We start from the raw sequence: 23,875 nt of genomic DNA, 5'->3' as shown, positions 1-23,875 counted from the left end.
GCCACGTACCTCGTCGGTTCAGCGCAGGCGTAGCTGCCAGGCGCGGTGGATGCGGTTGTTGCGGGCGAAGTCCGGGTCCAGGGTCTGGGCACTGATCTCCTCCACCACGTACCGCGTCGCCAGGTGCTCGTCGAGCTGGAACTTGCGGAAGTTGTTGGAGAAGTACAGCACACCTCCCGGGGCCAGGCGCGCCATGGCCAGGTCGAGCAGCTGCACATGGTCGCGCTGCACGTCGAATACCCCTTCCATGCGCTTGGAATTGGAGAAGGTCGGCGGGTCGATGAAGATCAGGTCGTAGCTGTCTTGGGCGTTCTCCAGCCAGGCCATGACATCGCCCTGCTCCAGGCGGTTGCGCTCGGAAAAACCGTTGAGCGACAGGTTGCGCCGCGCCCAGTCCAGGTAGGTCTTCGACAGGTCCACGCTGGTGGTGCTGCGCGCGCCGCCCTTGGCCGCATGCACGGTGGCCGTGGCGGTGTAGCAGAACAGATTGAGAAAACGCTTGCCCGCCGCCTCGCGCTGGATACGCATGCGCATCGGGCGGTGGTCGAGGAACAGCCCGGTATCCAGGTAGTCGGTGAGGTTGACCAGCAGCTTGACGCCGCCTTCGTTGACCTCCTGGAAACGTCCTTCGGTGGCCTGGCGCTCGTACTGGCGAGTGCCGGTCTGGCGCTCCCGGCGCTTGAGCACCACACGCTGAGGATCGACGCCGAGGGCCTGGGGAATCGCGCTCAGCGCATCGAGCAGGCGCGCCTGGGCCTTGTCCGGATCGATCGAGCGGGGCGCGGCGTATTCCTGCACATGCACCCAGTCGTGATAAAGGTCGACCGCCAGGGCGTACTCAGGCATGTCGGCATCGTACACACGGTAGCAATCGACCTTCTCGCGGCGGGCCCATTTGCCCAGCTGCTTGAAGTTCTTCTGCAGGCGGTTGGCGAACATCTGCGCGCCTTCCGACAGGCGCGCCGGCTCGCTGGCCACCGGGGCCTGGCGACGAGGCTCGCCCTCAGCCGCCTCGGCCTGGGCCGAACGACGATCACCGGTAACGAACTGGTCGGGCTGGACCTTGAACAGCAACAGCTTGCACGGCAACGCGCCGTTCCAGAAGGCATATTGCTTGTGGCTGCGGATGCCCATGCGCTTGCCCAGTTCCGGCGCGCCGGTGAACACCGCCGCCTCCCAGCCCATGCAGGCCTGACGCAGGCGCTCGCCGAGGTTCTGGTAGAGGTACAGCAGGCTGGCTTCGTCGCCCAGGCGCTCGCCGTACGGCGGGTTGCTGATCACCAGACCTTTCTGGTTCTGGTCCGGGCGCGGCTCGAAGCTGGCCACCTCGCCCTGGTAGATCTTCACCCAGTCGCCCAGGCCCGCGCGCTCGACGTTGTTGCGCCCCGGCTGGATCAACCGCGGGTCGGCCTCGTAGCCGCGGATCCAAAGCGGCGGCTTGGCCAGGCCGGCCTGAGCCCGGGCCTGGGCCTCGTCGTGGACCTTGCGCCACAGCGCCGGCACATGGCCGAGCCAGGCGCTGAAGCCCCAGCGCTCGCGCTTGAGGTTGGGAGCGATATCGGCGGCGATCATCGCCGCCTCGACCAGGAAGGTGCCCACGCCGCACATCGGGTCGGCCAGGGCCCCGCCCTCGGCCGCAATACGTGGCCAACCAGAGCGGATCAGCACCGCCGCCGCCAGGTTTTCCTTCAAGGGTGCCGCGCCCTGCTGCAGGCGATAGCCACGCTGGTGCAGGCTGTGGCCGGACAGGTCGAGGGACAGGATCGCCTCGCCACGGTCCAGGCGCAGGTGCACGCGCACATCCGGATCGACCTTCTCCACAGACGGACGCAGGCCTTCGCGGTTGCGCAGCTTGTCGACGATCGCATCCTTGACCTTGAGCGCGCCGAAGTGGGTGTTGTCGATGCCCGAGCCATGGCCGCTGAACTCCACCGCCAGGGTGCCATCGGCCGCCAGGTGGTCGGCCCAGTCGACGGCATGCACGCCATCGTACAGGTCGTCGGCGTTCTTCATCGGGAAGCGCTTGAGCACCAGCAGCACGCGGTTGGCCAGGCGCGACCAGAGGCACAGGCGATAGGCGGTTTCCATGTCGGCGTCGCCGCGAATGGCCGAGGTGTGCTCACGCACCTCGTTCAGGCCCAGTTGACGGGCTTCCTCGGCGAGCAGGCCTTCAAGACCCTTGGGGCAGGTAAGGTAAAGTTCGAAACGGTCCGACATGTGCAATCCAGAGCCTTTGGCTAGGTAGATGGCGAGCCGACGCATCGGCTGCCGCTGTTTGCCCGCACGCCTTTCCACGAGGCGCCCGGGTGGCCCGGCGAAACGCTCGCCAGGCCTGGCCGCCCGTCGATCATGCCTTTGCCGGGTGGCGAAAAAGGCTTTGATCGTCGAGCAGTATGAAAATTGCGTGGACGCAGGGTTCAGATGTGACCCTTCGTCGCATTACCAAATATTACTGTCATCAACCAGCAACGCTGGCCAATTGACGTCAAGGTTGGGTAAACCCTGATCATAGCGGGCTCAACGGCAAACAAGGTTGAGTCGCATTTATTTACTTATCCCCTCACCCTCGGAAAGGTTACGTCCTTATGACAAATCGATCATTCACACTGTGACTCGCATTCGTTAGAACTGATCTCAGGCCGCACCGCAACGGGGCGGCACTTCCAGCCCGCGACGCCGGCAGCGGGCGCACACCGGCAGAACGATTCTGCCCGGCCTCGGAGAGGCCGACGGGACATTACAGTCAACAAGTGAGGGCAACACCCTATGAGAAGACTTAAGCGTGATCCGTTGGAAAGAGCATACTCACGTGGCTACCAGTATGGGGTCACCGGCAAATCCCGCGAACTTTGCCCCTTCAATCTACCCTCTGTACGCCAAGCCTGGATCAACGGCTGGCGCGAAGGTCGCGGCGACAACTGGGATGGCATGACCGGCACCGCTGGCATTCATAGACTCAACGAAAATCACGCCGTTGGCTGAACGAGGACACTGAATTCGAGTCACCATGCGCGCCCTATCCGGGCGGCGGGCTGCGGCCCAGGGGGTCCCTTGAGGGACCCCTTTTTTATTGCGTCGCATCTTACACCAGCGCCGGCCGCTTCGCGGGTAAACCCGCTCCCACAGGTACAGCGCCAACCTCAAGGCAGCATGAGACCTGTGGGAGCGGGTTTACCCGCGAAGAGGCCTTGTTAGGTCAACGCTTCATCGCAGCAATCGCATCCACCGCCTCACGGATCAGCGCCGGCCCCTTGTAGATGAAGCCCGAGTAGATTTGCACCAGGCTAGCTCCGGCGGCGATCTTCTCAGCCGCATGGCGTCCTTCGGTGATCCCGCCCGCTGCGATGATCGGCAGCTTGCCACCCAGCTCACCCGCCAGCACCTTGACCGTGTGGGTGCTCTTCTCCAGCACCGGCGCCCCCGACAGGCCGCCTGCCTCACCGCCATACGGCAGGCCTTCGACGCCCTCGCGCCCCAGGGTGGTGTTGGTGGCGATCACCGCATCCATCCCCGACTCGACCAGCGCCGCCGCTACCAGGGCGGTTTCCTCATCGCTCATGTCCGGGGCGATCTTGATCGCCAGCGGCACGCGCTTGCCGTTCGCCTGCGCCAGCTGTTCGCGGCGTTCGGCCAGGGCATCGAGCAGTTGCTTGAGCGAGTCGCCGAACTGCAACGAACGCAGGCCCGGGGTGTTCGGCGAGCTGACGTTGACGGTGATGTAGCTGGCGTCGTTGTAGACCTTCTCCAGGCAGATCAGGTAGTCGTCCTGGGCCCGCTCGACCGGGGTGTCGAAGTTCTTGCCGATGTTGATGCCCAGCACGCCGGTGTACTTCGCGGCACGTACCCGCGCCAGCAGGTGGTCGACGCCCAGGTTGTTGAAGCCCATGCGATTGATGATGGCCGTTGCTTCCGGCAGGCGGAACAGTCGCGGCTTGGGGTTGCCCGGCTGCGGACGCGGCGTCACGGTGCCGATCTCGACGAAGCCGAAGCCCAGCTGGGCAAAGCCGTCGATGGCCGCGCCGTTCTTGTCCAGGCCGGCGGCCAGGCCGACCGGGTTGGCGAAGTTCAAGCCCATCACCGTCACCGGCAACGCCGCTGGCTGCTTGCACAGCAGGCCGTTGAGCCCAAGGCGGCCACCGGCGCCGATCAGGTCCAGCGAGAGGTCGTGGGAGGTTTCCGGGGAGAGCTTGAACAGCAGCTGGCGGGCCAGGGTATACATGGGCGGGCGGACTCGCGGTGTGTGAGGGGGCGATTATAGCCAGCGCGCCGCCGGGGCGACAGGGCCATGGCATATGGGTTGCTATGTCTGCTGCATGCGGCCATCCGCGAATGCCCGAGGATTCTCGTGAACACACCCCTCCCGACAACGCCCCTGGCCTGGGTCAACGGCAGCGACGCGCCGGAAAAGCCCAGCCTGGACATCGGTTTCATGGCCCTGACCGACTGTGCCTCGGTGGTGGTCGCCGCCACCCAGGGCTTCGCCCAGCAGTTCGGCCTGACCCTCAACCTGCGCCGCCAGGCCTCCTGGGCCGGGCTGCGCGACAGGCTGGTCAGCGGCGAGCTGGACGCCGCCCACTGCCTCTATGGCCTGGTGTACGCGGTGCACCTGGGCATCGGCGGCGTGCCCGCCAGCCCCCTGGCCGTGCTCATGGGCCTTAACCAGAACGCCCAGGCCATCAACCTCTCCCCTGCACTGCAACGCAAGGGCGTGACCAGCCCCGAGGCACTGGCGCGATTGGTGCACCAACAGGGCGCACGACTGACCTTCGCCCAGACCTTCCCCACCGGCACCCATGCCCTGTGGCTCTACTACTGGCTGGCCAGCCAGGGCATCCACCCGCTGCGCGACGTGACCAGCGTGGTGGTGCCCCCGGCGCAGATGGCCGCCCACCTGCAGGCCGGGCGTATCGACGGTTTCTGTGTTGGCGAACCCTGGTCGGCGGATGCACTCGCCAATGGCCAGGGCTTCACCCTGGCCACCAGCCAGTCGATCTGGCCCGACCATCCGGAAAAGGTCCTGGCCTGCGCCCGCGGCTTCGTCGAACAGTACCCCAACAGCGCCAGGGCGCTGATCAAGTCGGTACTCGCCGCCGCGCGTTTCATCGAGCAGAGCCAGGAGAACCGCCGCGGCACCGCGCAACTGCTCAGTGGCAGCGCCTACCTGGACGCTCCGGTCGGCAGCATCGAGCCGCGCCTGCTCGGTGACTACCAGGACGGCCTGGGCCATCGCTGGCACGACCCTCATGGCTTACGCCTGTTCGACCAAGGGCGGGCCAACCTGCCGTACCTGTCCGACGGCATGTGGTTCATGACCCAGTTCCGCCGCTGGGGCCTGCTGCGTGACGACCCGGACTACCTGGCCGTCGCCGGCCAGGTGCAGCAGCTGGCGCTGTACCGCGAGGCCGCCACAGCGCTGGGCGTCCCCTGCGCCGACCCGCCCATGCGCAGCAGCCTGCTGATCGACGGCAGTCGCTGGGACGGCAGCGACCCCCATGGTTATGCGCGCAGCTTCGCCCTGCACGCCCTGGACGCGGCGCCTGGCGCCCGCGCCCATCGCTGAGGGCGCGGCCATGTTGCGTATCCTGCTGATCGACGACACGGAAAAGAAGGTCGGCCGCCTCAAGGCCGCCCTGATCGAGGCCGGCTTCGAGGTGATCGAGGCGGGTAGCCTGAGCATCGACCTGCCCGCCTGTGTCGAAACGGTGCATCCGGACGTGGTGCTGATCGATACCGAGTCACCGGGCCGGGACGTGATGGAACAGGTGGTGCTGGTCAGCCGCGACCGGCCGCGCCCCATCGTGCTGTTCACCGACGAGCATGACCCCGGTGTGATGCGCCAGGCGATCCAGGCCGGGGTCAGCGCGTACATCGTCGAGGGTATCCAGGCCACGCGCCTGCAACCGATCCTCGACGTGGCCATGGCCCGCTTCGAAAGCGACCAGGCGCTCAAGGCCCAGTTGATGGCCCGCGACCAGCAACTGGCCGAGCGCAAGCGCATCGAGCAAGCCAAGGGCCTGCTGATGAAGATGAAGGACTGCAACGAGGAACAGGCCTACACCTTGATGCGCCGCCAGGCCATGAGCCGCCAGCAGAAGCTGATCCAGGTGGCGGAACAGATCATTGCCATGTCGGAGATGTTGGGGTAGCTGTAACGCCATGGTGTCGCGCAATACCCTTCCTGTAGGAGCGGCCTTGTGCCGCGAAAGGGCCGCAAAGCGGCCCCGGCGATCTTTGTCAGAACCCTGAAATCCTGGGACCGCTGCGCAGCCCTTTCGCGGCACAAGGCCGCTCCTACAGGAATTGCGCATGGCCGGAACATTGGCCCGCCTCTTGCTCTGAAAACCCCGGTAGCCAACGGCGGTTGCCCCCATACCCTGACAAAGACGTCGCTTGCCCTTCCACATCCGTGGACCGGGCAGCGGCGTCTTTTCGTTTCCGCGCCCAACGAGGTGTTCGATGAATACGAGCTTCTGGAAATCCGGGCATGTGCCCACGCTGTTCGCCGCCTTCCTGTATTTCGACCTGAGCTTCATGGTCTGGTACCTGCTCGGCCCCCTGGCGGTGCAGATCGCCACCGACCTGCAACTGAGCGCTCAGCAACGGGGCCTGATGGTCGCCACGCCGATCCTCGCCGGCGCGGTGCTGCGCTTCGCCATGGGCCTGCTGGTCGATCGCCTGTCGCCCAAGACCGCCGGGCTGATCGGCCAGGTCATCGTGATCGTCGCCCTGGCCTGCGCCTGGCACCTGGGGGTACGCAGCTACGAGCAGGCGTTGCTGCTGGGCGTGTTCCTCGGCTTTGCCGGAGCCTCGTTCGCCGTGTCCCTGCCGCTGGCCTCGCAGTGGTATCCGCCCCAGCACCAGGGCAAGGCCATGGGCATCGCCGGCGCCGGCAACTCCGGCACGGTGTTCGCCGCGCTGCTGGCCCCGGCGCTGGCCGCGGGCTTCGGCTGGAACAATGTGTTCGGCTTCGCCGTGCTGCCCTTGCTGCTGACGCTTGTGCTGTTCGCCCTGATGGCGCGCAATGCGCCCCAACGCCCCAGGCCCAAGGCCATGGCCGACTACCTCAAGGCCCTGGGTGACAGGGATAGCTGGTGGTTCATGTTCTTCTACAGCGTGACCTTCGGCGGCTTCATCGGCCTGGCAAGCGCCCTGCCCGGCTACTTCAGCGACCAGTACGGCCTGAGCCCGGTGACTGCAGGCTACTACACCGCCGCTTGCGTGTTCGCCGGCAGCCTGATGCGCCCGCTCGGCGGTGCCCTGGCCGACCGTTTCGGCGGGATCCGCACCCTGCTGGCGATGTACGGCGTGGCCGCCGCGTGCATCGCCGCGGTGGGCTTCAACCTGCCCAGCGCGGCGGCGGCCCTGGCCCTGTTCGTCAGTGCCATGCTCGGACTGGGCGCCGGCAATGGCGCGGTGTTCCAACTGGTACCACAGCGCTTCCGTCAAGAGATCGGCGTGATGACCGGACTGATCGGCATGGCGGGTGGCATCGGCGGTTTCCTGCTTGCCGCAGGCCTGGGCACCATCAAGCAGCATACCGGCGACTACCAGCTCGGCCTGTGGCTGTTCGCCAGCCTCGGCCTGCTGGCCTGGTTCGGCCTGCATGGGGTCAAGCAACGCTGGCGCACCACCTGGGGCTCGGCGGCGATCACCGCAGCGCGGGTCTGAGGCCTTGCCATGAGCCTGCGACTGAGCTTTGCCCAGGCCAGCGCAACCGGGCCGCGCCCGGAAAACCAGGATGCCCTGCGCCTGGTGACCCCCGCACCGGAGCTGGCCGCCAGCAAGGGCTACCTGTGCGCACTGGCCGACGGTGTCAGCCAGTGCGCCGACGGCGGCCTGGCGGCGCGGGCCAGCCTGCAGGCCCTGGCCCTGGATTATTACGCCACGCCCGCCACCTGGGGCGTGACCCAGGCGCTGGACCGCCTGCTCACGGCACAGAACCGCTGGCTGCGTGCCCAGGGCAATGGCCAGCCGCTGCTGACCACCCTCAGCGCCCTGGTGCTGCGCGGGCGGCGATTCACCCTGGCCCATGTCGGCGATTGCCGGGTGTATCGCTGGCAGGCCGACCAGTTGCACTGCCTGAGCGAAGACCATGTCTGGGACCAGCCCGGCATGCAGCATGTGCTCAAGCGCGCGCTGGGGCTGGACCAGCACCTGCTGGTGGACTACCTGGAAGGCGACCTGCGCCAAGGCGAGTGCTTCGTGCTGCTCAGCGACGGCGTGTGGGCCAGCCTGGGCGATGCGCACATCCGCTCGATCCTGCGCGAACAATCCGATTTGCAGGTGGCCGCCCACACTCTGGTCACCAGCGCCCATCACTGCGGCAGTCAGGACAACGCCAGCGCCCTGTTGGTGCGGGTCGACCAGTTGGGTCCCAGCACCCTGGGCGACGCCCTGGCACAGCTCCAGCAATGGCCGTTACCGGGCGCGCTGCGTGACGGTCAGTCGATTGATGGCTGGCAGGTCGACGGCCTGCTGGCCCAGAGTCGGCAATCGCTGCTGTACCGGGTCCGCGACCCGCAAGGCCAGTCCTGGCTGCTCAAGACCCTGCCGCAGTCCCGCGATCAGGAGCCCGGCGCCGCCCAGGCGTTGTTGCTGGAAGAATGGTTCCTGCGTCGGGTCGCCGGCCGTCACTTCCCTGAGGTACATCCGGCCAGCCAACGCCAGCACCTGTACTACCTGATGCGCGAATACCCGGGCACGACCCTGGCCGGGCAGCCCCCGCTACCACTGGCACAATGGCTGGAGGTCGCCCGCCAGCTGCTGCAGGCCGTCGGCGTGCTACACCGGCGCAACCTGCTGCACCGCGACATCAAGCCGGACAACCTGCACCACGGCAGCGATGGCCAACTGCGCTTGCTGGACTTCGGGCTGGCGTACTGCCCGGGGCTTTCCGAAGACCCGCCCCATGCCCTGCCGGGCACGCCCTCGTTCCTCGCCCCGGAAGCCTTCGACGGCCTGCCCCCCGCGCCACGACAGGACCTGTATGCCGTTGGCGTGACGCTTTACCACCTGCTCACCGGCCACTACCCCTATGGCGAGGTCGAAGCGTTCCAGCGGCCGCGCTTCGGCATGCCAGTGAACCCGGCGCGGTATCGACCTGATTTACCGGAGTGGTTGCAACGCAACCTGTTGCAGGCGGTGGCGGCAGATCCGGCGCAGCGCTTCGAGACCGCCGAGCAGTGGTTGCTGTTGCTGGAGCGGGGGGATCGCCAGGAGCTGGACGAACGGCCACGGCCGCTGCTGGAGCGCGAGCCGTTGAAGGTGTGGCGTACGATTGGGTTGGTGTCGTTGCTGTTGAACATGGTGTTGTTGCTGGTAATGCTCAAACGCTAAACGCATAGCCGAGCGACGTTCCATGTAGGAGCGGCCTTGTGCCGCGAAAGGGGTGCGCAACGCCCCCCAGAATTTCGGCATCATGTGAGACTGTCGGGGCTGCTACGCAGCCCTTTCCGGCCGGTCCGACGCCTCGGCAAGGCCGCTCCTACAAAGGAAGGGCGACGTGTGCCTCGAGAAATCGCAGGCAAAGAAAAACCCGGCCGAGGCCGGGTTTTTCATGAAGCGTCAGACCAATTACTTGGCCTGGGCTTCTACCTGAGCTTCTACGCGACGGTTGACGGCGCGGCCAGCATCGGTGGCGTTGTCGGCGACCGGACGGGTCTCACCGTAGCCAACCGAGTCAACACGGCTCGATTCGATGCCGTACTGCTGGGTCAGGACGTTCTTGACAGCGTTGGCACGACGCTCGGACAGCTTCTGGTTGTAAGCGTCTGGGCCGACGGAGTCAGTGTGACCTTCCACGGTGGTGGTGGTCTGTGGGTACTGCTTCATGAAGTCAGCCAGGTTCTTGATGTCGCCGTAGCTGTTAGGCTTGACGACCGACTTGTCGAAGTCGAACTTGACGTCCAGCTCAACGCGAACGACTTCGGCAACAGCCGGGCAGCCATCAGCGTCAACGGTAACGTTGGCTGGGGTGTCAGGGCACTTGTCGACGTTGTCGCAGACGCCGTCGTTGTCGCTGTCGGAGCAGACTTCGGCAACTGGAGCCGGCGCAGGAGCGGCTTTCTGGCCACCGCTGCCACCGAAGTTCAGACCCAGACCAACGGTCGGGCCCCACTCGGTGTTGCCGTTGTCGATGTTGTACATGGCTTCGACGCCGGCACGGGCGAAGAACATGTCGGTGATGTACCACTTGGCGCCAGCGCCAACGTTGGCGAAGGTGGAGTGGTCACGGCCGCCGCGAGTGGCCTGGCCCAGGCTCTCGTGGGCGAAACCAGCGGAAACGTACGGACGCAGGGCGTCGCCGACGGTACCGAAGTGGTAGGTGGCGTCCAGCTTGGTCTTGGAGCCTTTGATGTCTTTGTTGAAGACTTCACCACGAGCGTTGTGGGTCTCGTTGTAGCCCAGGTCCAGGGAGACGTCGTCGGTCAGGAAGTAACCGAGGCGAACACCTGGATTGGTGCCGGTGTTCTTGAAGTTACGTTCGCTGTCGTAGTACTGCTTGGTAACGTTGCCTTCGATTTCGACAGCGCCTTGGCCTTGAGCCAGAACGCCGAACGAAGTAGCGGCCACGAGCGAGCCAATGGCCAAGCCCAAGGTGTTTTTCAATTTCATCCGTTAAATCCCCATCTGGTGATAGTTAAGCAGTCCCACCAACATCCGGGGGACAACTCGACGGCAAGTCTAGCAGAACTTGCCGGTTGGTTAGAGGTATTTGCTGGCCACTAAGTTTCAGCCAGGCCTGCAAATTTCTCTCTAAGCTTGTCGAGCGCACGCTTGTAGCGCATTTTCGTGGCGCTCAGGCCCATGTGCATGATGTCCGCGATCTCCTGGAATTCCAGCTCTGCGACAAATCGCAGCACCAGGATTTCCCGGTCGATCGGGTTCACATGCACCAGCCATTTGTCCAGCCCGCCTTTCTCCTCCGGCTTCGGTGCCTTGTCCTCGGACGCCTCTTCGACAGGATCCAGACTCAGGGCATCCATCAACCGGCGCTTGCGGCGCTCCTTGCGGTACTGGGTGATGCATTCGTTGTAGGTGATGCTGTAGAGCCAGGTCTTGAACTTGGACTTGCCCTCGAAGTTCTTCAACCCGTAGAGCACCTTGAGCATCACCTCCTGACAGACATCGTCGGCATCCCGATCGTTCCCCAGGTAGCGCGCGCAGACGTTGAACAGCGTGCGCTGGTAGCGGCGCATCAGCTCCTCGTAGGCGCGGGTGACATGAAACAGCTCCTCATGCGAACGCGCCACCAACTCCTCGTCGGTGAGCTCGCGGGGGTCATAGCGCATGGGCGGCGAATGAACTTTATTCAAAACGGATCTGGCCGACAGTCAGGTCAATGTCGCCGCTCGGCCCCCAGGGCCGATTTTTGCGGCGGCATACATTAACAGCTTTTGTGCGGTTAGCGGCTATTCACGCGCTGCTCGAGCAGCTCGCGATTAGACAGCGACACCAGTTCGCCATCATCGGTCAGCAGGGTCGTCTTGACCGTGCCGATCTCCTCGATGTGGCCTTCGACCTCGCCAATCCGCACCTGCTGGCCTACCTGATACAGCTCGCGCACATAGATGCCGGCCAGGATCTGCCCGGCGATTTCCCGGCTGCCCAGGCCCATGGCCAACGCAATTGCCAGACCAACGGTAATCAAGCCAATGACGATCACGTGGTTCAGCAGGTCGGTCTTGACCTCGAGCTGGCTGATGGCCACCGAGATGCTGATGATGATCACCAGGCCCTGGGCGATACGCCCGACGCCGGCGGCATATTCCAGGCCGATGCCCTCGGCGGCGCCGCGCACCAGGCCGTTGACCAGTTGCGCAAGGAGCACACCCGCCAGCAGCACCAGGGCCGCGCCAAACACCTTGGGCAGGTACAGGGCGAGCATGTCGAGGGTCGCCGAGACCCGCTCGAGCCCCAGGGATTCCGCGGCCGAGACCAGGAAGATCAGCAGCACGAACCAGTAGACGATCTTGCCGATCAGGGTCGAGATCGGCACCTGGATGCCGACCCGGGCGAGCATCTTGGTCAGCCCGGTGCCGCTCATCAGGCGATCCAGGCCGAACTTGGCGAGCACCTTGGACAGCAGGGTGTCGAGCAACTTGGCGACGACGAAGCCGAGCAGCACCACGACCAGCGCGCCGAACAGGTTGGGGATGAAGTTCGCCACCTTGGTCCAAAGGGCAGTCATGGCGGTGACCAGGCTCTGGGTCCAGAGATCGAGTTCCATATTCAATCGGCCTTATCTGCGTTGCTGCCGGCGGCAGGTTTGCGGGTAGAGTTGCGACGGACCGGCGCGACATGCGCCGAGCCATTGTTCACGGCAATCAGCAGCGCCTGGCTCCAGCGGCCAAGCAAGCTGAACAGATCGCCCGCGCCGACCTGGCGGTTGGCGGTCTTGAGTACGCGACCCAGGCAGGCGGCGTCGTCACGGTCCTGGCCGGACGGCGACGCCTTGAGCAGGTCGCGCAGGGATTCTTCAAACGGATCGTGCATGGGCACCTCGCGCAATGTCAGTCAAAGACGAGGGCGCCGAGCGATGGGTCACACAGGGATGTGGGACGAATGTTTCAAAATGAGTGTGCGAACCCATCGCGGGGCAAGCCCGCTCCCACGGAACCACGCTCAGAGCGTGGGAGCGGGCTTGCCCCGCAACAAGACACATCACACCCACCGCAACCGCCGGAACAGCAGCCACTGCCCTACCGCCAGCCCCAGCACGATCAGGCTGGCGAACAGGAATCCGTAGGGGCTGTCGGAGCCTGGAATACCGCCGACATTGATACCCAGCAGCCCGGTGACGAAGCTCATGGGCAGGAAGATGCAGGTGATGATGCCGAACCGGTACATGGTCCGGTTCATCCGCTCGCTGCGCCGCCGGTCCTCGCTTTCCAGCACGAGCGCTGCGCGCTCGCGGGCCAGTTCGAGCTCTTCGAGGTAGCGGATCAGGCTGTTGTTCAGCTCGTTCCAGTAGTCCCCATCGGCATCGGCGAACCAGCTGCATTTGTTGCGTGACAGCTGGGCATAGATGTCGCGCTGGGGGGCGAGGAAACGCCGCAGGCCGGCGGCGCGACGACGGATCTGCTGCAGGCTGCCCTGGGCCGGAGAATACCGTTCGTCGGATTCTGCCTTTTCTTCTTCCAGATCGACCGCTTCCGACAGGTCGCTGACCAGCGCCTGGACCTTTTCGGTCAACAGCTCGCCCATCAGCAACAGCAGTTCCGAGGCGGTCTTCGGCCCCCTGCCCTCGTCCAGTTGCTGCAAGACCTCGTCACTCGCCCGCAGAGGCCGCAGACGCAGGGAAATGACCCGCCGCGCCTCGGCGAAGATGCGCACCGAGACCATGTCCTCGGGCTCGGCGCCCGGATTGAGGTTGACCCCGCGCAGGAACAGCAGCATCTGCTCGTCGGCCAATGGCAGCAGGCGCGGGCGGGTGTTCTCCTCCAGCAGCAGTTCGCAGGCGAACTCGCTGAGGCCGCTGTCGTGAAGCAGCCAGGTGCGGGTCTGCGGGTGACTGCGGTCCCAGTGCAGCCACAGGCTCTCCTGGGGCTGCAACTGCAGGTCGTCCAGCTCGGTGCGGGCGATCGAACGCGCGCCACCCTTGCCATCGAGCACCAGGGCATGCACCAGGCCCCACTGCGCGTTGTCTTCCTCGAACATCAAAGCTCCATCGGTGTACGGCGCGTCACTCGGGCATTTTCAGCGGGCTTGGCGAGACCAGCACACCGTTGTTGTCGGCATACACGTACTCGCCCGGGCGGAAGGTCACGCCGGCGAAGGTCACCGCGACATTGAGGTCGCCGATGCCGCGCTTGTCGGTCTTCATCGGATGACTGGCCAGGGCCTGGATGCCGACATCGGTCTGCGCCAGCACGTCCACGTCACGCACGCAGCCGTAGATCAGCAGGCCTTCCCAGCCATTCTTCGCCGCCTTCTCGGCGAGCATGTCGCCCAAAAGCGCACGGCGCAGCGAGCCGCCGCCGTCGACCACCAGGACCTTGCCCTTGCCGTCGAGTTCGACCTGCTCCTTGACCAGCGAATTGTCCTCGAAGCACTTGATGGTGACGATCTGGCCACCGAACGAGTCGTGGCCGCCGAAGTTGCTGAACATCGGTTCGAGCACCTGGACCAGGTCCGGGTAGGCGTCGCACAGGTCGGGCGTTACGTAATGCTGCATGGGAAACTCCTGTCAGTCACAACGAAAGCGGATGTGGAGCAAGGCTACACCGCAGGAGGCCGGCAGTCATCCGGGACCGAGCAGTCAGTTCGCCTTTACCTGCGAAGAAGCCGACACGCAATCAATTGGCGGGCACCGGCTCCATCACCACCGTCGAGGCATGCACCGGCACCCGCGGATCCCTCAGCCAGCGCTCCACCAGCGGCCACACCTGGGTTTGCGCCGCCTTGCTGACCAGCATGTCGACATGTCCGAAGGCCTCGAAGCCTTCCTCGCGCCCCAGGCGCAGGAACTGCCTGGCGTCACCGCCAAACTGCTCGAACAGCTTGCGGCAGGCCCACACCGGGTCCTGGAAGTCGCCGGCCCCGGCCACCGCCAGTAGCGGTACCTCGACCTCGGCCAGCCCCGCCCACCAGTCCTTGTCCTTGTCGCCGAAGCGGCCAAACAGGCCATTCCAGCGCAAGCTCTCCAGGGCCAGGCCGATAGGTTCGTCCTCCGGACCACGCTTGAGGCGCGAACCCGAGATCTGCGCGAAGCGCTTGAGCAGCACGCGCGCGCCCCATTCCACCGGCGGTACTTTCAGCGGCCAGTAGACCCGGCTGACCTGGGTGCCGAACAGCGCCGCGCTGGCCACCAGCGCGACGTCCAGGTAACCGCTGCCCAGCGCCGCCGCCAGGGTGGTGCCGCCCAGCGAGTGGCCGACCCAGTGCGGCGCCTGCCCGGCCTGCTCGCGAACGAAGGCGCCGATCACCGGCAGGTCGTAGCGGGCATAGTCGGCCACCCGGTTCTGCCGCCAGTCGCGGTTGCGCGGCGACAGGCCGTGGCCGCGCATCTCCGGGATCCACACATCGAAACCGGCGCGGGCCAGGTAGGCGCCCAGACCGATGCCCTTGGGCGAGTACCAGAAGCGACGGTTGGAGAAACTGCCGTGCAGGAGAATGACCGGCACGCCCTGGGCGTGTTCCTGATCAGCCAGGCCCAGGCGGGTGACAGCCAGCTCGACGCTCGGATCGGGGCTGTTGCCGGCCTTGATCCGGTAGACGTCTTCGCTGAGGTCGCCGCGGCGCTCGGCACTGAGCAACGCGACGGGGAATTGGGTGGAGCTGCTTTGCATGGGTTCACAAACAAACAGAGGATATGAACGTGGGAGCGGGCTTGCCCCGCGATTGAACCAGACCTACAGACACTGCTGTCCCATCTGGCGCTATCGCGGGGCAAGCCCGCTCCCACAGTGTGTTGCCTTCAGCGCATCACGCCGCGCCCTGGCCCTCGGCCAGGAAGAACCAGGTCTCGAGCACCGAGTCCGGGTTCAGCGACACGCTCTCGATACCCTGCTCCATCAGCCACTTGGCCAGGTCCGGGTGGTCCGACGGGCCTTGACCGCAGATGCCGATGTACTTGCCGGCCTTGTTGCACGCGGCGATGGCGTTGGCCAGCAGCTTCTTCACGGCCGGGTTACGTTCATCGAACAGGTGGGCGATGATGCCTGAGTCGCGGTCCAGGCCCAAGGTCAGCTGGGTCAGGTCGTTGGAGCCGATGGAGAAGCCGTCGAAGTACTCGAGGAACTCTTCGGCGAGGATGGCGTTGGACGGCAGCTCGCACATCATGATCACGCGCAGGCCGTTGTCACCGCGGGCCAGGCCGTTCTCGGCAAGCAGGTCGACGACCTGGCTGGCTTCGCCCAGGGTGCGCACGAACGGCACCATGATCTCGACGTTGGTCAGGCCCATCTCGTTGCGCACGCGCTTCAGCGCACGGCACTCGAGCTCGAAGCAGTCACGGAACGACTCGCTGATGTAGCGCGAGGCGCCGCGGAAGCCCAGCATCGGGTTCTCTTCTTCCGGCTCGTAGAGCTTGCCGCCGATCAGGTTGGCGTATTCATTGGACTTGAAGTCCGACAGGCGCACGATGACCTTTTTCGGGTAGAAAGCCGCGGCCAGGGTGCTGATGCCCTCGACCAGCTTCTCGACATAGAAGCCGACCGGGTCGTCGTAGCCGGCGATGCGCTTGTCGACGCTTTCCTTCAGCTCCGGCGGCAGGCCGGCATAGTTGAGCAGCGCCTTGGGGTGCACGCCGATCATGCGGTTGATGATGAATTCCAGGCGCGCCAGGCCGACACCGGCGTTGGGCAGCTGGGCGAAGTCGAAGGCGCGGTCCGGGTTGCCGACGTTCATCATGATCTTGAACGGCAGTTCAGGCATGGCATCGACCGAGTTCTGCTTGACGTCGAAACCCAGCTCGCCTTCGAAGATGAAGCCGGTGTCGCCCTCGGCGCAGGACACGGTGACGCCCTGGCCGTCTTTCAGGACCTGGGTGGCGTTGCCGCAGCCGACGACGGCCGGAATGCCCAGTTCACGGGCGATGATCGCCGCGTGGCAGGTACGCCCGCCGCGGTTGGTGACGATGGCGCTGGCGCGCTTCATCACCGGCTCCCAGTCCGGGTCGGTCATGTCCGAGACCAGCACGTCGCCCGGCTGGACCTTGTCCATTTCCGAGACATCGTTGATCACGCGGACCTTGCCGGCACCGATGCGCTGGCCGATGGCGCGGCCCTCGACCAGCACGGTGCCCTTCTCTTTCAGCAGGTAGCGCTCCATGACATTGGCGCTGGAACGGCTTTTCACGGTCTCGGGACGGGCCTGAACGATATACAGCTTGCCGTCGTCACCGTCCTTGGCCCACTCGATGTCCATCGGGCGCTGGTAGTGCTGCTCGATGATCATCGCCTGCTTGGCCAGCTCGTTGACCTCGGCGTCGCTCAGGCAGAAGCGCGCGCGCTCGGCACGCTCGACCTCGACGGTCTTGACCGAGCGACCGGCCTTGGCTTCGTCGCCGTAGACCATCTTGATCGCCTTGCTGCCCAGGTTGCGGCGCAGGATCGCCGGACGGCCGGCCTGCAGGGTCTGCTTGTGCACGTAGAATTCGTCAGGGTTGACCGCGCCCTGCACCACGGTTTCGCCCAGGCCGTAGGCGCCGGTGATGAACACCACGTCGCGGAAACCCGACTCGGTGTCGAGGGTAAACATCACCCCGGCGGTACCGGTCTCGGAGCGGACCATGCGCTGCACGCCGGCAGACAGGGCCACCAGCTTGTGGTCGAAGCCCTGGTGCACGCGGTAGGAAATGGCGCGGTCGTTGAACAGCGAGGCGAACACTTCCTTGGCCGCGCGGATCACGTTGTCGACGCCACGGATGTTGAGGAAGGTCTCCTGCTGCCCGGCAAAGGAGGCATCCGGCAGGTCTTCGGCGGTGGCCGAGGAACGCACGGCCACGGCCATGTTGTCGTTGCCACCGGCCATCTCGGCGAAGGCCGTACGGATTTCCGAATCAAGACGCGCCGGGAAATCGGCTTCCATCACCCACTGGCGGATCTGCGCGCCGGTCTTGGCCAGGGCGTTGACGTCATCGACGTCCAGCGCATCGAGCGCGGCGTGGATGCGGTCGTTGAGGCCACTTTGTTCGAGAAAATCGCGGTACGCCTGAGCCGTAGTGGCAAAGCCGCCCGGCACCGAGACACCGGCACCTGCGAGGTTACTGATCATCTCGCCCAGGGATGCGTTCTTGCCCCCCACATGCTCCACATCATGGACGCCGAGCTTATCGAGGGAAACTACGTACTCTACCAAGGTGATCTCTCCACTAACTGTATTGGAAAAGCTCAAGGGCGCCCGCCTGCCTGACTGACTGGGCCGGACGCTTGTGGCCTGGACCTGGAAAATAAGTGAGAATGCCGAGCAACCGCGTTCGGCAAACCGAACCTATCATATCCAGAAATCTTCGGCAGCTTAAGGCCCCCAGGTGCAAATGAAACGAACCGCGTTCTTCATCTCCGACGGTACCGGCATCACTGCAGAAACGCTGGGCCAGAGCCTGCTCGCACAATTCGAGAGCATTCCGTTCAATAAATTCACGCGCCCCTACATCGACACGCTGGATAAGGCCCGGGCCATGGTCCAGCAGATCAACGCCGCGGCCGAGCGCGACGGGGTGCGACCGATCATTTTCGACACCATCGTCAACCAGGACATCCGTGAGGTCATGGCCACGTCCAATGGCTTCATGATCGACATCTTCTCGACGTTTTTATCCCCGCTCGAGCAGGAATTGACCGCCCATTCGTCGTATTCCGTGGGCAAATCCCACTCGATCGGCGGCAATTCCAACTACATGGAGCGCATCGAGGCGGTCAACTTCGCCCTCGACAACGACGACGGCGCGCGCACCCACTACTACGACAAGGCCGACCTGATCCTGGTCGGCGTGTCGCGCTGCGGCAAGACCCCGACCTGCCTGTACATGGCCATGCAGTTCGGCATCCGCGCCGCCAACTACCCGCTGACCGAGGACGACATGGAGCGCCTGCAGTTGCCGGCGGTGCTGAAGAAGCACCACAGCAAGCTGTTCGGCCTGACCATCGACCCCGACCGCCTGACCGCCATCCGCCACGAGCGCAAGCCCAACAGCCGCTATTCGAGCTTCGCCCAGTGCGAGTTCGAGGTGCGTGAGGTGGAGAACCTGTTCCGCCGGGAGAACATTCCCAACATCAACTCCACGCATTTCTCGGTGGAGGAGATCTCGGCGAAGATCCTGGTGGAGAAAGGCGTGGAGCGCAGGTTCAAGTAAGCCGCTGCGAACCTGTGGAAACAGGTTCGGTACGGACAGCGTGGGAGCGGGGTTGCCCCGCGATTGACCATGGCCTGATCCGACGCAATCGCGGGGCAAGCCCGCTCCCACGCCTCGCCTCCCCCAGACAAATGAAAAAGCCCCGGCATCACTGCCGGGGCTTTCTTTTACCTCAACGCCAGGCTCAGGACGGAATCACCGCCGCCTGCCCGCTCATCGCCAGGTCGACCAGCTCGCGGTTGGCCACCGCATACATCGCATAGTCGGTGCCGGTGGCGTTGCGCAGGTCGTCGAGCATGGCGCGCCAGCGCTCGACCATCACCCGGTGCTGCTCGCACCACAGTGCCACCCGTGCATCCATGTCTTGCGGCGCGTCGGCCATCTGCAGCACGGAGATGGTGATCGCCCGCTGCTGCAGGTCGATGTCGTCGCGGAACGCCTCGCGGGCCAGGGCCTGCCAGTTGTTCTCCACCGGCAGGTTGCTGATCTCCTGCAGGTACCAGGTCAGGTCCAGCGAGCTGCCCACGGCGAAGAACGCCTTGGCTACCTGCGCCGGATCGTGACCGGTGACGTCCGAAGCTTCGATGATCGGCAACAGGGTGTAGAGGTGGGTAGTGCCGGCAACCATGCGCGCCAGCAGTTCCGGTACACCCGCCTCGACGAAGCCCTGGTAGCGGACCATCCAGCGCTCGCGGGTCGGGCCTTCCAGCAGTTCATCCAGCTTGAGCCCCAGCTGGGCGAGCACCGGCCCGAAGTGGGCGACGTCACGACCCGCGTCCTGCTCGTTGCGACGGCTGCGCAGGAACCAGCGGGTGGCGCGGCGGCCCAGGCGCATCAGCTCGTCCATCAGGGTCAGCTGGATCTCGGCTGGGACCTGATAGTCCAGGGCCTCGATCTGGCGGAACCAGTGCGGCAGGTGGAAGATGTCACGCACGATCACATAGGCGCCGGCGACGTTGGCCGGGCTCATGCCGGTGGACTCCTTCAGACGCTGGACGAAGGTGATGCCCATGTTGTTGACCAGGTCGTTGGCGATCTGGGTGCTGACGATCTCACGCTTGAGGCGGTGACGGCGCATCGAGTCGGCGAACTTGCTCACCAGCGACGGCGGGAAGGCCGTCTCCATGTCGCGGGTCAGGTAGTCGTCGTCCGGCACCAGCGACTTGAGCAGTTGCTCCTTGAGGTCGATCTTGCTGTACGAGATCAGCACCGACAGCTCGGCGCGGGTCAGGCCCTGGCCGGCGGCCAGGCGTTCGGCCAACTGCTCCTCGGTCGGCAGGAACTCGATGGCGCGGTCCAGCTTGCCACGGGCCTCGAGGTCGGCCATCAGGCGCTTGTACTCGGCGATCCGCTCGCGGGCGCGGCGGGCCGCCAGCGACAGCGCTTGCGTCTGCTTATAGTTGTTGCCCAGCACCAGCCCTGCGACTTCGTCGGTCATGCTGCCCAGCAGCTGGTTGCGCTGCTTCTCGGTCATGTCGCCACCCTGCACCACTTCGTTGAGCAGGATCTTGATGTTGACCTCGTGGTCGGAGCAGTCCACGCCGCCGGCGTTGTCGATGAAGTCGGTGTTGGTGGCGCCGCCATTGAGGCCGAACTCGACACGGCCGAGCTGGGTCATGCCCAGGTTGCCGCCCTCGCCCACCACCTTGCAGCGCAGCTCGTTGCCGTTGACGCGCAGGGCGTCGTTGGCCTTGTCGCCGACATCGGCGTGGCTTTCAGTGCTGGCCTTGACGTAGGTGCCGATACCGCCGTTCCACAGCAGGTCCACCGGCGCCTGCAGCAGCGCGTGCAGCAGTTCGGTCGGGGTCAGGCGGTCGGCTTCGATGGCGAAGCGTTCCTTCATCTGCGGGCTGATGGCGATGCTCTTGGCGCTGCGCGGGAAGATCCCGCCGCCTTCGGACATGATGCTGGTGTCGTAGTCGCTCCAGGCCGAACGCGGCAGGTCGAACAGGCGCTTGCGCTCGACGAAGCTGGTGGCCGGGTCCGGATTCGGGTCGATGAAGATGTGCAGGTGGTTGAACGCTGCCACCAGTTGTAGCTTGTCGGACATCAGCAAGCCGTTGCCGAACACGTCGCCGGCCATGTCGCCGACCCCGACCACGGTGATCGGATCTTCCTGCACGTTGATGCCGCGCTCGCGGAAGTGACGCTGCACGCCGACCCAGGCGCCACGGGCGGTGATGCCCATCTTCTTGTGGTCGTAGCCGGCCGAGCCGCCGGAGGCAAAGGCGTCGCCCAGCCAGAAGCCGTAGTCGATGGCGATGCCGTTGGCGATGTCGGAGAAGGTCGCGGTGCCTTTGTCGGCCGCCACCACCAGGTACGGGTCGTCGTCATCGTGGCGCACCACGTTGGCCGGCGGCACCACGCCACCATCCTTGAGGTTGTCGGTGATGTCGAGCAGGCCGGAGATGAAGATGCGGTAGCACGCCACGCCTTCGGCGGCGATCTCGTCACGGCTGCCGCCCAGCGGCAGGCGGCGCGGCAGGAAGCCGCCCTTGGCGCCCACCGGCACGATCACCGAGTTCTTCACCTGTTGGGCCTTGACCAGACCGAGCACTTCGGTGCGGAAGTCCTCTTCGCGGTCCGACCAGCGCAGGCCGCCGCGGGCGACGTTGCCGAAGCGCAGGTGCACGCCCTCGACCCGCGGCGAATAGACGAAGATCTCGAACTTCGGCACCGGTTTCGGCAGTTCCGGGATCAGCTTGGGGTTGAACTTGAAGCTGAAGTACGACTTGTTCTGGCCGTTGGCGTCCGGCTGGTAGAAGTTGGTGCGCAGGGTGGCCTTGATCAGGTCCAGGTAGCGGCGCAGGATGCGGTCCTCGTTGAGCACCTGGACCTCGTCCAGGGCGCTGAGGATCGCCTGCTCCAGGCGCAGCTGCTTGTCGTCCAGATCTTCCTGGGTCAGCTTGCGCGCCAGGTAGAAGCGGGTCTTGAACAACCGGGTCAGCTCGCGGGCGATGTCGGTGTGGTTGTTCAGGGTGCTGGCGATGTAGCCCAGGTCGAAGCCCAGGCGGATCTGCTTGAGGTAGCGGGCGTAGGCGCGCAGCAGCGCCACGTCGCGCCACGGCAGGCCGGCGGTCAGCACCAGGCGGTTGAAGGCGTCGTTCTCGGCATCGCCCTTGACGATATGGACGAAGGCGTCCTGGAAGGTGTCGTTGAGCTGCTGGATATCAAGATTGAGGCCTTCGCTGTAGGTGAAGGCGAAGTCGTGGATCCAGAACTCGCGGCCGCTGGCGTGGCGCAGGCGGTACGGGAACTCGCCGAGCACGCGCAGGCCGAGGTTTTCCAGGATCGGCAGCACGTCCGACAGCGCCAGCGGCGTATCGGCATGGTACAGCTTGCAGTGCAACTGGCGTTCGCCCAGCTGGGTCAGCGGCTGGTAGAAGCTCATGGCCAGCGGCTTGGCTTCCGACAGGTTCAGCACATGCTGCATGTCGACCACTGCCGAGTGGGCGGCGAAGCGCTCGCGGTAGCCGGCCGGGAAGCCTTTCGGGAAGTCGGCCAGGATGTTGGTGCCGTGGGCCTCGCCGAAGTTCTCCACCACCAGCGCCGAGAAGTCGTCCTGCCACGAACGGCAGGCCTGGATCACTTCGTTTTCCAGCTGTTGCGGGTCGATGTCGATGCGGTTCTTCGGGTCCACCCGCAGGATCAGTTGCACGCGGGCCAGCACCGACTCGGAGAAGAAGGTCCAGAACTCGCAGTCGGTGGCCTTCAGGCGCTCCATCAGCACCTGCTGGATCTTCTGCCGCACCTCGGTGGAGTAGATCTCACGTGGCACATAGGCCAGGCAGTAGCAGAAGCGGCCGTACGGGTCCTTGCGCAGGAACACGCGAATCTTGTTGCGCTCCTGGATCTGCACGATCGACATGACGGTGCTGAGCAGTTCGTCGACCGGGGTCTGGAACAGGTCGTCACGGGGCAGCACCTCGAGGACCTGGGCCAGCTCCTTGCCCAGGTGGGCCTTGGGGTCGAAGTTGGAGCGGCGCTCGACTTCGGCGACCTTGCCACGGATGTACGGGATGGTGTGCACGCTCTCGCCGTACACCGACGAGGTGTACAGGCCCATGAAGCGGCATTCCTTGATGACCTTGCCGTCCTGGTCGATCTGGCGGATCGACACGTAGTCCGGGTACGCCGGACGGTGCACGCGGCTCGGCTGCGAGGCCTTGGCGAACGACAGCAGGCGCGGCTCGCGCAGGTAGGCGACGGCGTAGTCCTCGATGCGCAGGTCGTCGGCGCCCAGGCCTGCGCGCAGCAGGCGGGCCAGACCGAGGAACGAGGACTCATCGTAGACCAGATGACCGCCGTCGGTGTCGGACTCGACGGTGAACTCTTCGTAGCCGAGGAAGGTGAAGTGGTTGTCCAGCAGCCACGACAGGAAGCTCTTGACCTCGGCCTTGTCGTTCTGCGCCGGGCCGAAGGCGTTCTGCTCCACCAGTTCCAGCAGCTCGCGGATCTTGGCTTTCATCGGCTCGAAGTCGGCGACCACGCCGCGCACTTCGGCCAGTACCTGCTCCAGTTCCATGCTCAGGGTGTTGAGCTCGGCGGCATTGGCGCAGCGGTCGATCTCCAGGTACATCAGCGACTCATGGCTGACGCCCTCGCCCTGGGTGCCCTTGGGCAGCAACTCGACCAACTCGCCCTTGGCGCCGCGGCGCACGCTGAGCACGGTGGTCTGCAGGGTGTGGATGCTGTAGCCGCGGCGGTTGAGCTCGGTGCGCACCGAGTCGACCAGGAACGGCAGGTCATGGTGCAGCACCTCGACCACGGTGTGGGTCGATTGCCAGCCGTGGCGTTCGTAATCGGGGTTGTAGACCCGCACCTGCGGGTGTTCGGGGTCGAAGCGCTCGATGATGCGCCAGGCGGACAGCGTGCAGCCGGCCAAGTCCGACAGCCTGCGCTGAGTGAGTTCGTCCAGAGAGATGATGCCGAAGAACTGCTCGGCGAACAGCGCCACTTGTGGCAGGGACTGTTCGCTGATGTGCTGCGCCAGGGCCGCCTGCAGTTGATGCTGGAAGTCGGCTTTGCTGGCTGCGGTGAAAAACGCCATCTGTGGTACTCCGCTTGGGCTTTGTT

17 protein-coding genes are annotated in these 23,875 nt (G+C 65.1%); 6 read left to right on the top strand and 11 right to left on the bottom strand.

Annotated features, from left to right (window positions below; all coding sequences use genetic code 11):
- Positions 1-18: 18 nt before the first annotated feature.
- On the bottom strand, positions 19-2,217 hold the full coding sequence (rlmKL, locus tag VUG52_RS08925; RefSeq protein WP_050704766.1) for a bifunctional 23S rRNA (guanine(2069)-N(7))-methyltransferase RlmK/23S rRNA (guanine(2445)-N(2))-methyltransferase RlmL: 2,199 nt from the start codon (positions 2,215-2,217) through the stop codon (positions 19-21).
- A 549-nt stretch (positions 2,218-2,766) separates the two neighbouring features.
- On the opposite strand from rlmKL, the gene rmf reads away from it, so the two are divergent.
- Positions 2,767-2,982 (top strand): ribosome modulation factor, encoded by a 216-nt coding sequence (gene rmf / locus VUG52_RS08920; protein ID WP_003248687.1) that lies wholly within the window; start codon positions 2,767-2,769, stop codon positions 2,980-2,982.
- Positions 2,983-3,196: 214 nt separating this feature from the next.
- On the opposite strand, the gene VUG52_RS08915 is transcribed toward rmf, so the two are convergent.
- Complete coding sequence (locus tag VUG52_RS08915; protein ID WP_050704765.1) at positions 3,197-4,219, bottom strand: quinone-dependent dihydroorotate dehydrogenase; 1,023 nt, start codon at positions 4,217-4,219, stop codon at positions 3,197-3,199.
- A gap of 66 nt (positions 4,220-4,285) precedes the next feature.
- Here VUG52_RS08915 and VUG52_RS08910 point away from each other — a divergent pair, with 66 nt between their 5' ends.
- The 4 genes from VUG52_RS08910 (at position 4,286) to VUG52_RS08895 (ending at position 9,336) form a co-directional block, all read left to right on the top strand.
- Positions 4,286-5,560: a CmpA/NrtA family ABC transporter substrate-binding protein gene (locus VUG52_RS08910; protein ID WP_156329599.1), complete on the top strand. Its 1,275-nt coding sequence runs from the start codon at positions 4,286-4,288 to the stop codon at positions 5,558-5,560.
- A 10-nt stretch (positions 5,561-5,570) separates the two neighbouring features.
- The gene (locus VUG52_RS08905) at positions 5,571-6,146 is read left to right on the top strand and encodes an ANTAR domain-containing response regulator (protein ID WP_050704763.1); all 576 of its coding nucleotides are present in this window, start codon (positions 5,571-5,573) and stop codon (positions 6,144-6,146) included.
- A 310-nt stretch (positions 6,147-6,456) separates the two neighbouring features.
- Positions 6,457-7,668 carry a nitrate/nitrite transporter gene (locus VUG52_RS08900; RefSeq protein ID WP_050704762.1) on the top strand — a complete coding sequence of 404 codons (1,212 nt, stop codon included), beginning with the start codon at positions 6,457-6,459 and terminating at the stop codon, positions 7,666-7,668.
- 9 nt (positions 7,669-7,677) lie between these two features.
- Positions 7,678-9,336 (top strand): bifunctional protein-serine/threonine kinase/phosphatase, encoded by a 1,659-nt coding sequence (locus VUG52_RS08895; RefSeq protein ID WP_050704761.1) that lies wholly within the window; start codon positions 7,678-7,680, stop codon positions 9,334-9,336.
- 237 nt (positions 9,337-9,573) lie between these two features.
- Here the strand turns inward: VUG52_RS08895 and VUG52_RS08890 are convergent, their stop codons facing one another.
- From VUG52_RS08890 to ppsA, 8 genes are all read right to left on the bottom strand, one after another.
- Positions 9,574-10,614 carry an OmpA family protein gene (locus VUG52_RS08890; protein ID WP_050704760.1) on the bottom strand — a complete coding sequence of 347 codons (1,041 nt, stop codon included), beginning with the start codon at positions 10,612-10,614 and terminating at the stop codon, positions 9,574-9,576.
- A 110-nt stretch (positions 10,615-10,724) separates the two neighbouring features.
- Positions 10,725-11,291, bottom strand: a complete 567-nt coding sequence (gene sigX / locus VUG52_RS08885; protein ID WP_050704759.1) for an RNA polymerase sigma factor SigX — start codon at positions 11,289-11,291, stop codon at positions 10,725-10,727.
- A 113-nt stretch (positions 11,292-11,404) separates the two neighbouring features.
- Positions 11,405-12,229 carry a mechanosensitive ion channel family protein gene (locus VUG52_RS08880; RefSeq protein ID WP_050704758.1) on the bottom strand — a complete coding sequence of 275 codons (825 nt, stop codon included), beginning with the start codon at positions 12,227-12,229 and terminating at the stop codon, positions 11,405-11,407.
- Positions 12,230-12,231: 2 nt separating this feature from the next.
- Entirely contained in the window at positions 12,232-12,495 is a 264-nt protein-coding gene (locus VUG52_RS08875; protein WP_028692938.1) for a hypothetical protein, read from the bottom strand.
- Between the two features lie 168 nt (positions 12,496-12,663).
- Positions 12,664-13,659, bottom strand: a complete 996-nt coding sequence (locus VUG52_RS08870) for a zinc transporter ZntB (protein ID WP_050704757.1) — start codon at positions 13,657-13,659, stop codon at positions 12,664-12,666.
- A gap of 25 nt (positions 13,660-13,684) precedes the next feature.
- Positions 13,685-14,176: a ribonuclease E activity regulator RraA gene (gene rraA, locus VUG52_RS08865; RefSeq protein ID WP_023630330.1), complete on the bottom strand. Its 492-nt coding sequence runs from the start codon at positions 14,174-14,176 to the stop codon at positions 13,685-13,687.
- A gap of 121 nt (positions 14,177-14,297) precedes the next feature.
- Entirely contained in the window at positions 14,298-15,290 is a 993-nt protein-coding gene (locus VUG52_RS08860) for an alpha/beta fold hydrolase (protein ID WP_050704756.1), read from the bottom strand.
- A 136-nt stretch (positions 15,291-15,426) separates the two neighbouring features.
- Positions 15,427-17,802: a phosphoenolpyruvate synthase gene (gene ppsA / locus VUG52_RS08855; RefSeq protein ID WP_050704755.1), complete on the bottom strand. Its 2,376-nt coding sequence runs from the start codon at positions 17,800-17,802 to the stop codon at positions 15,427-15,429.
- Between the two features lie 178 nt (positions 17,803-17,980).
- Here ppsA and ppsR point away from each other — a divergent pair, with 178 nt between their 5' ends.
- On the top strand, positions 17,981-18,799 hold the full coding sequence (gene ppsR / locus VUG52_RS08850) for a posphoenolpyruvate synthetase regulatory kinase/phosphorylase PpsR (protein ID WP_028692934.1): 819 nt from the start codon (positions 17,981-17,983) through the stop codon (positions 18,797-18,799).
- A 184-nt stretch (positions 18,800-18,983) separates the two neighbouring features.
- Here ppsR and VUG52_RS08845 read toward each other — a convergent pair whose 3' ends face one another.
- The gene (locus VUG52_RS08845) at positions 18,984-23,849 is read right to left on the bottom strand and encodes an NAD-glutamate dehydrogenase (protein WP_262951167.1); all 4,866 of its coding nucleotides are present in this window, start codon (positions 23,847-23,849) and stop codon (positions 18,984-18,986) included.
- Positions 23,850-23,875: the final 26 nt, after the last annotated feature.

Origin of the sequence: Pseudomonas sp. LH21 (assembly GCF_036549575.1) — a bacterium.
Taxonomy (GTDB): Bacteria; Pseudomonadota; Gammaproteobacteria; order Pseudomonadales; family Pseudomonadaceae; genus Aquipseudomonas; species Aquipseudomonas peradeniyensis.
Note: the sequence above shows the minus strand (reverse complement) of the source record. Positions and strands in the feature narration are given on the sequence as shown.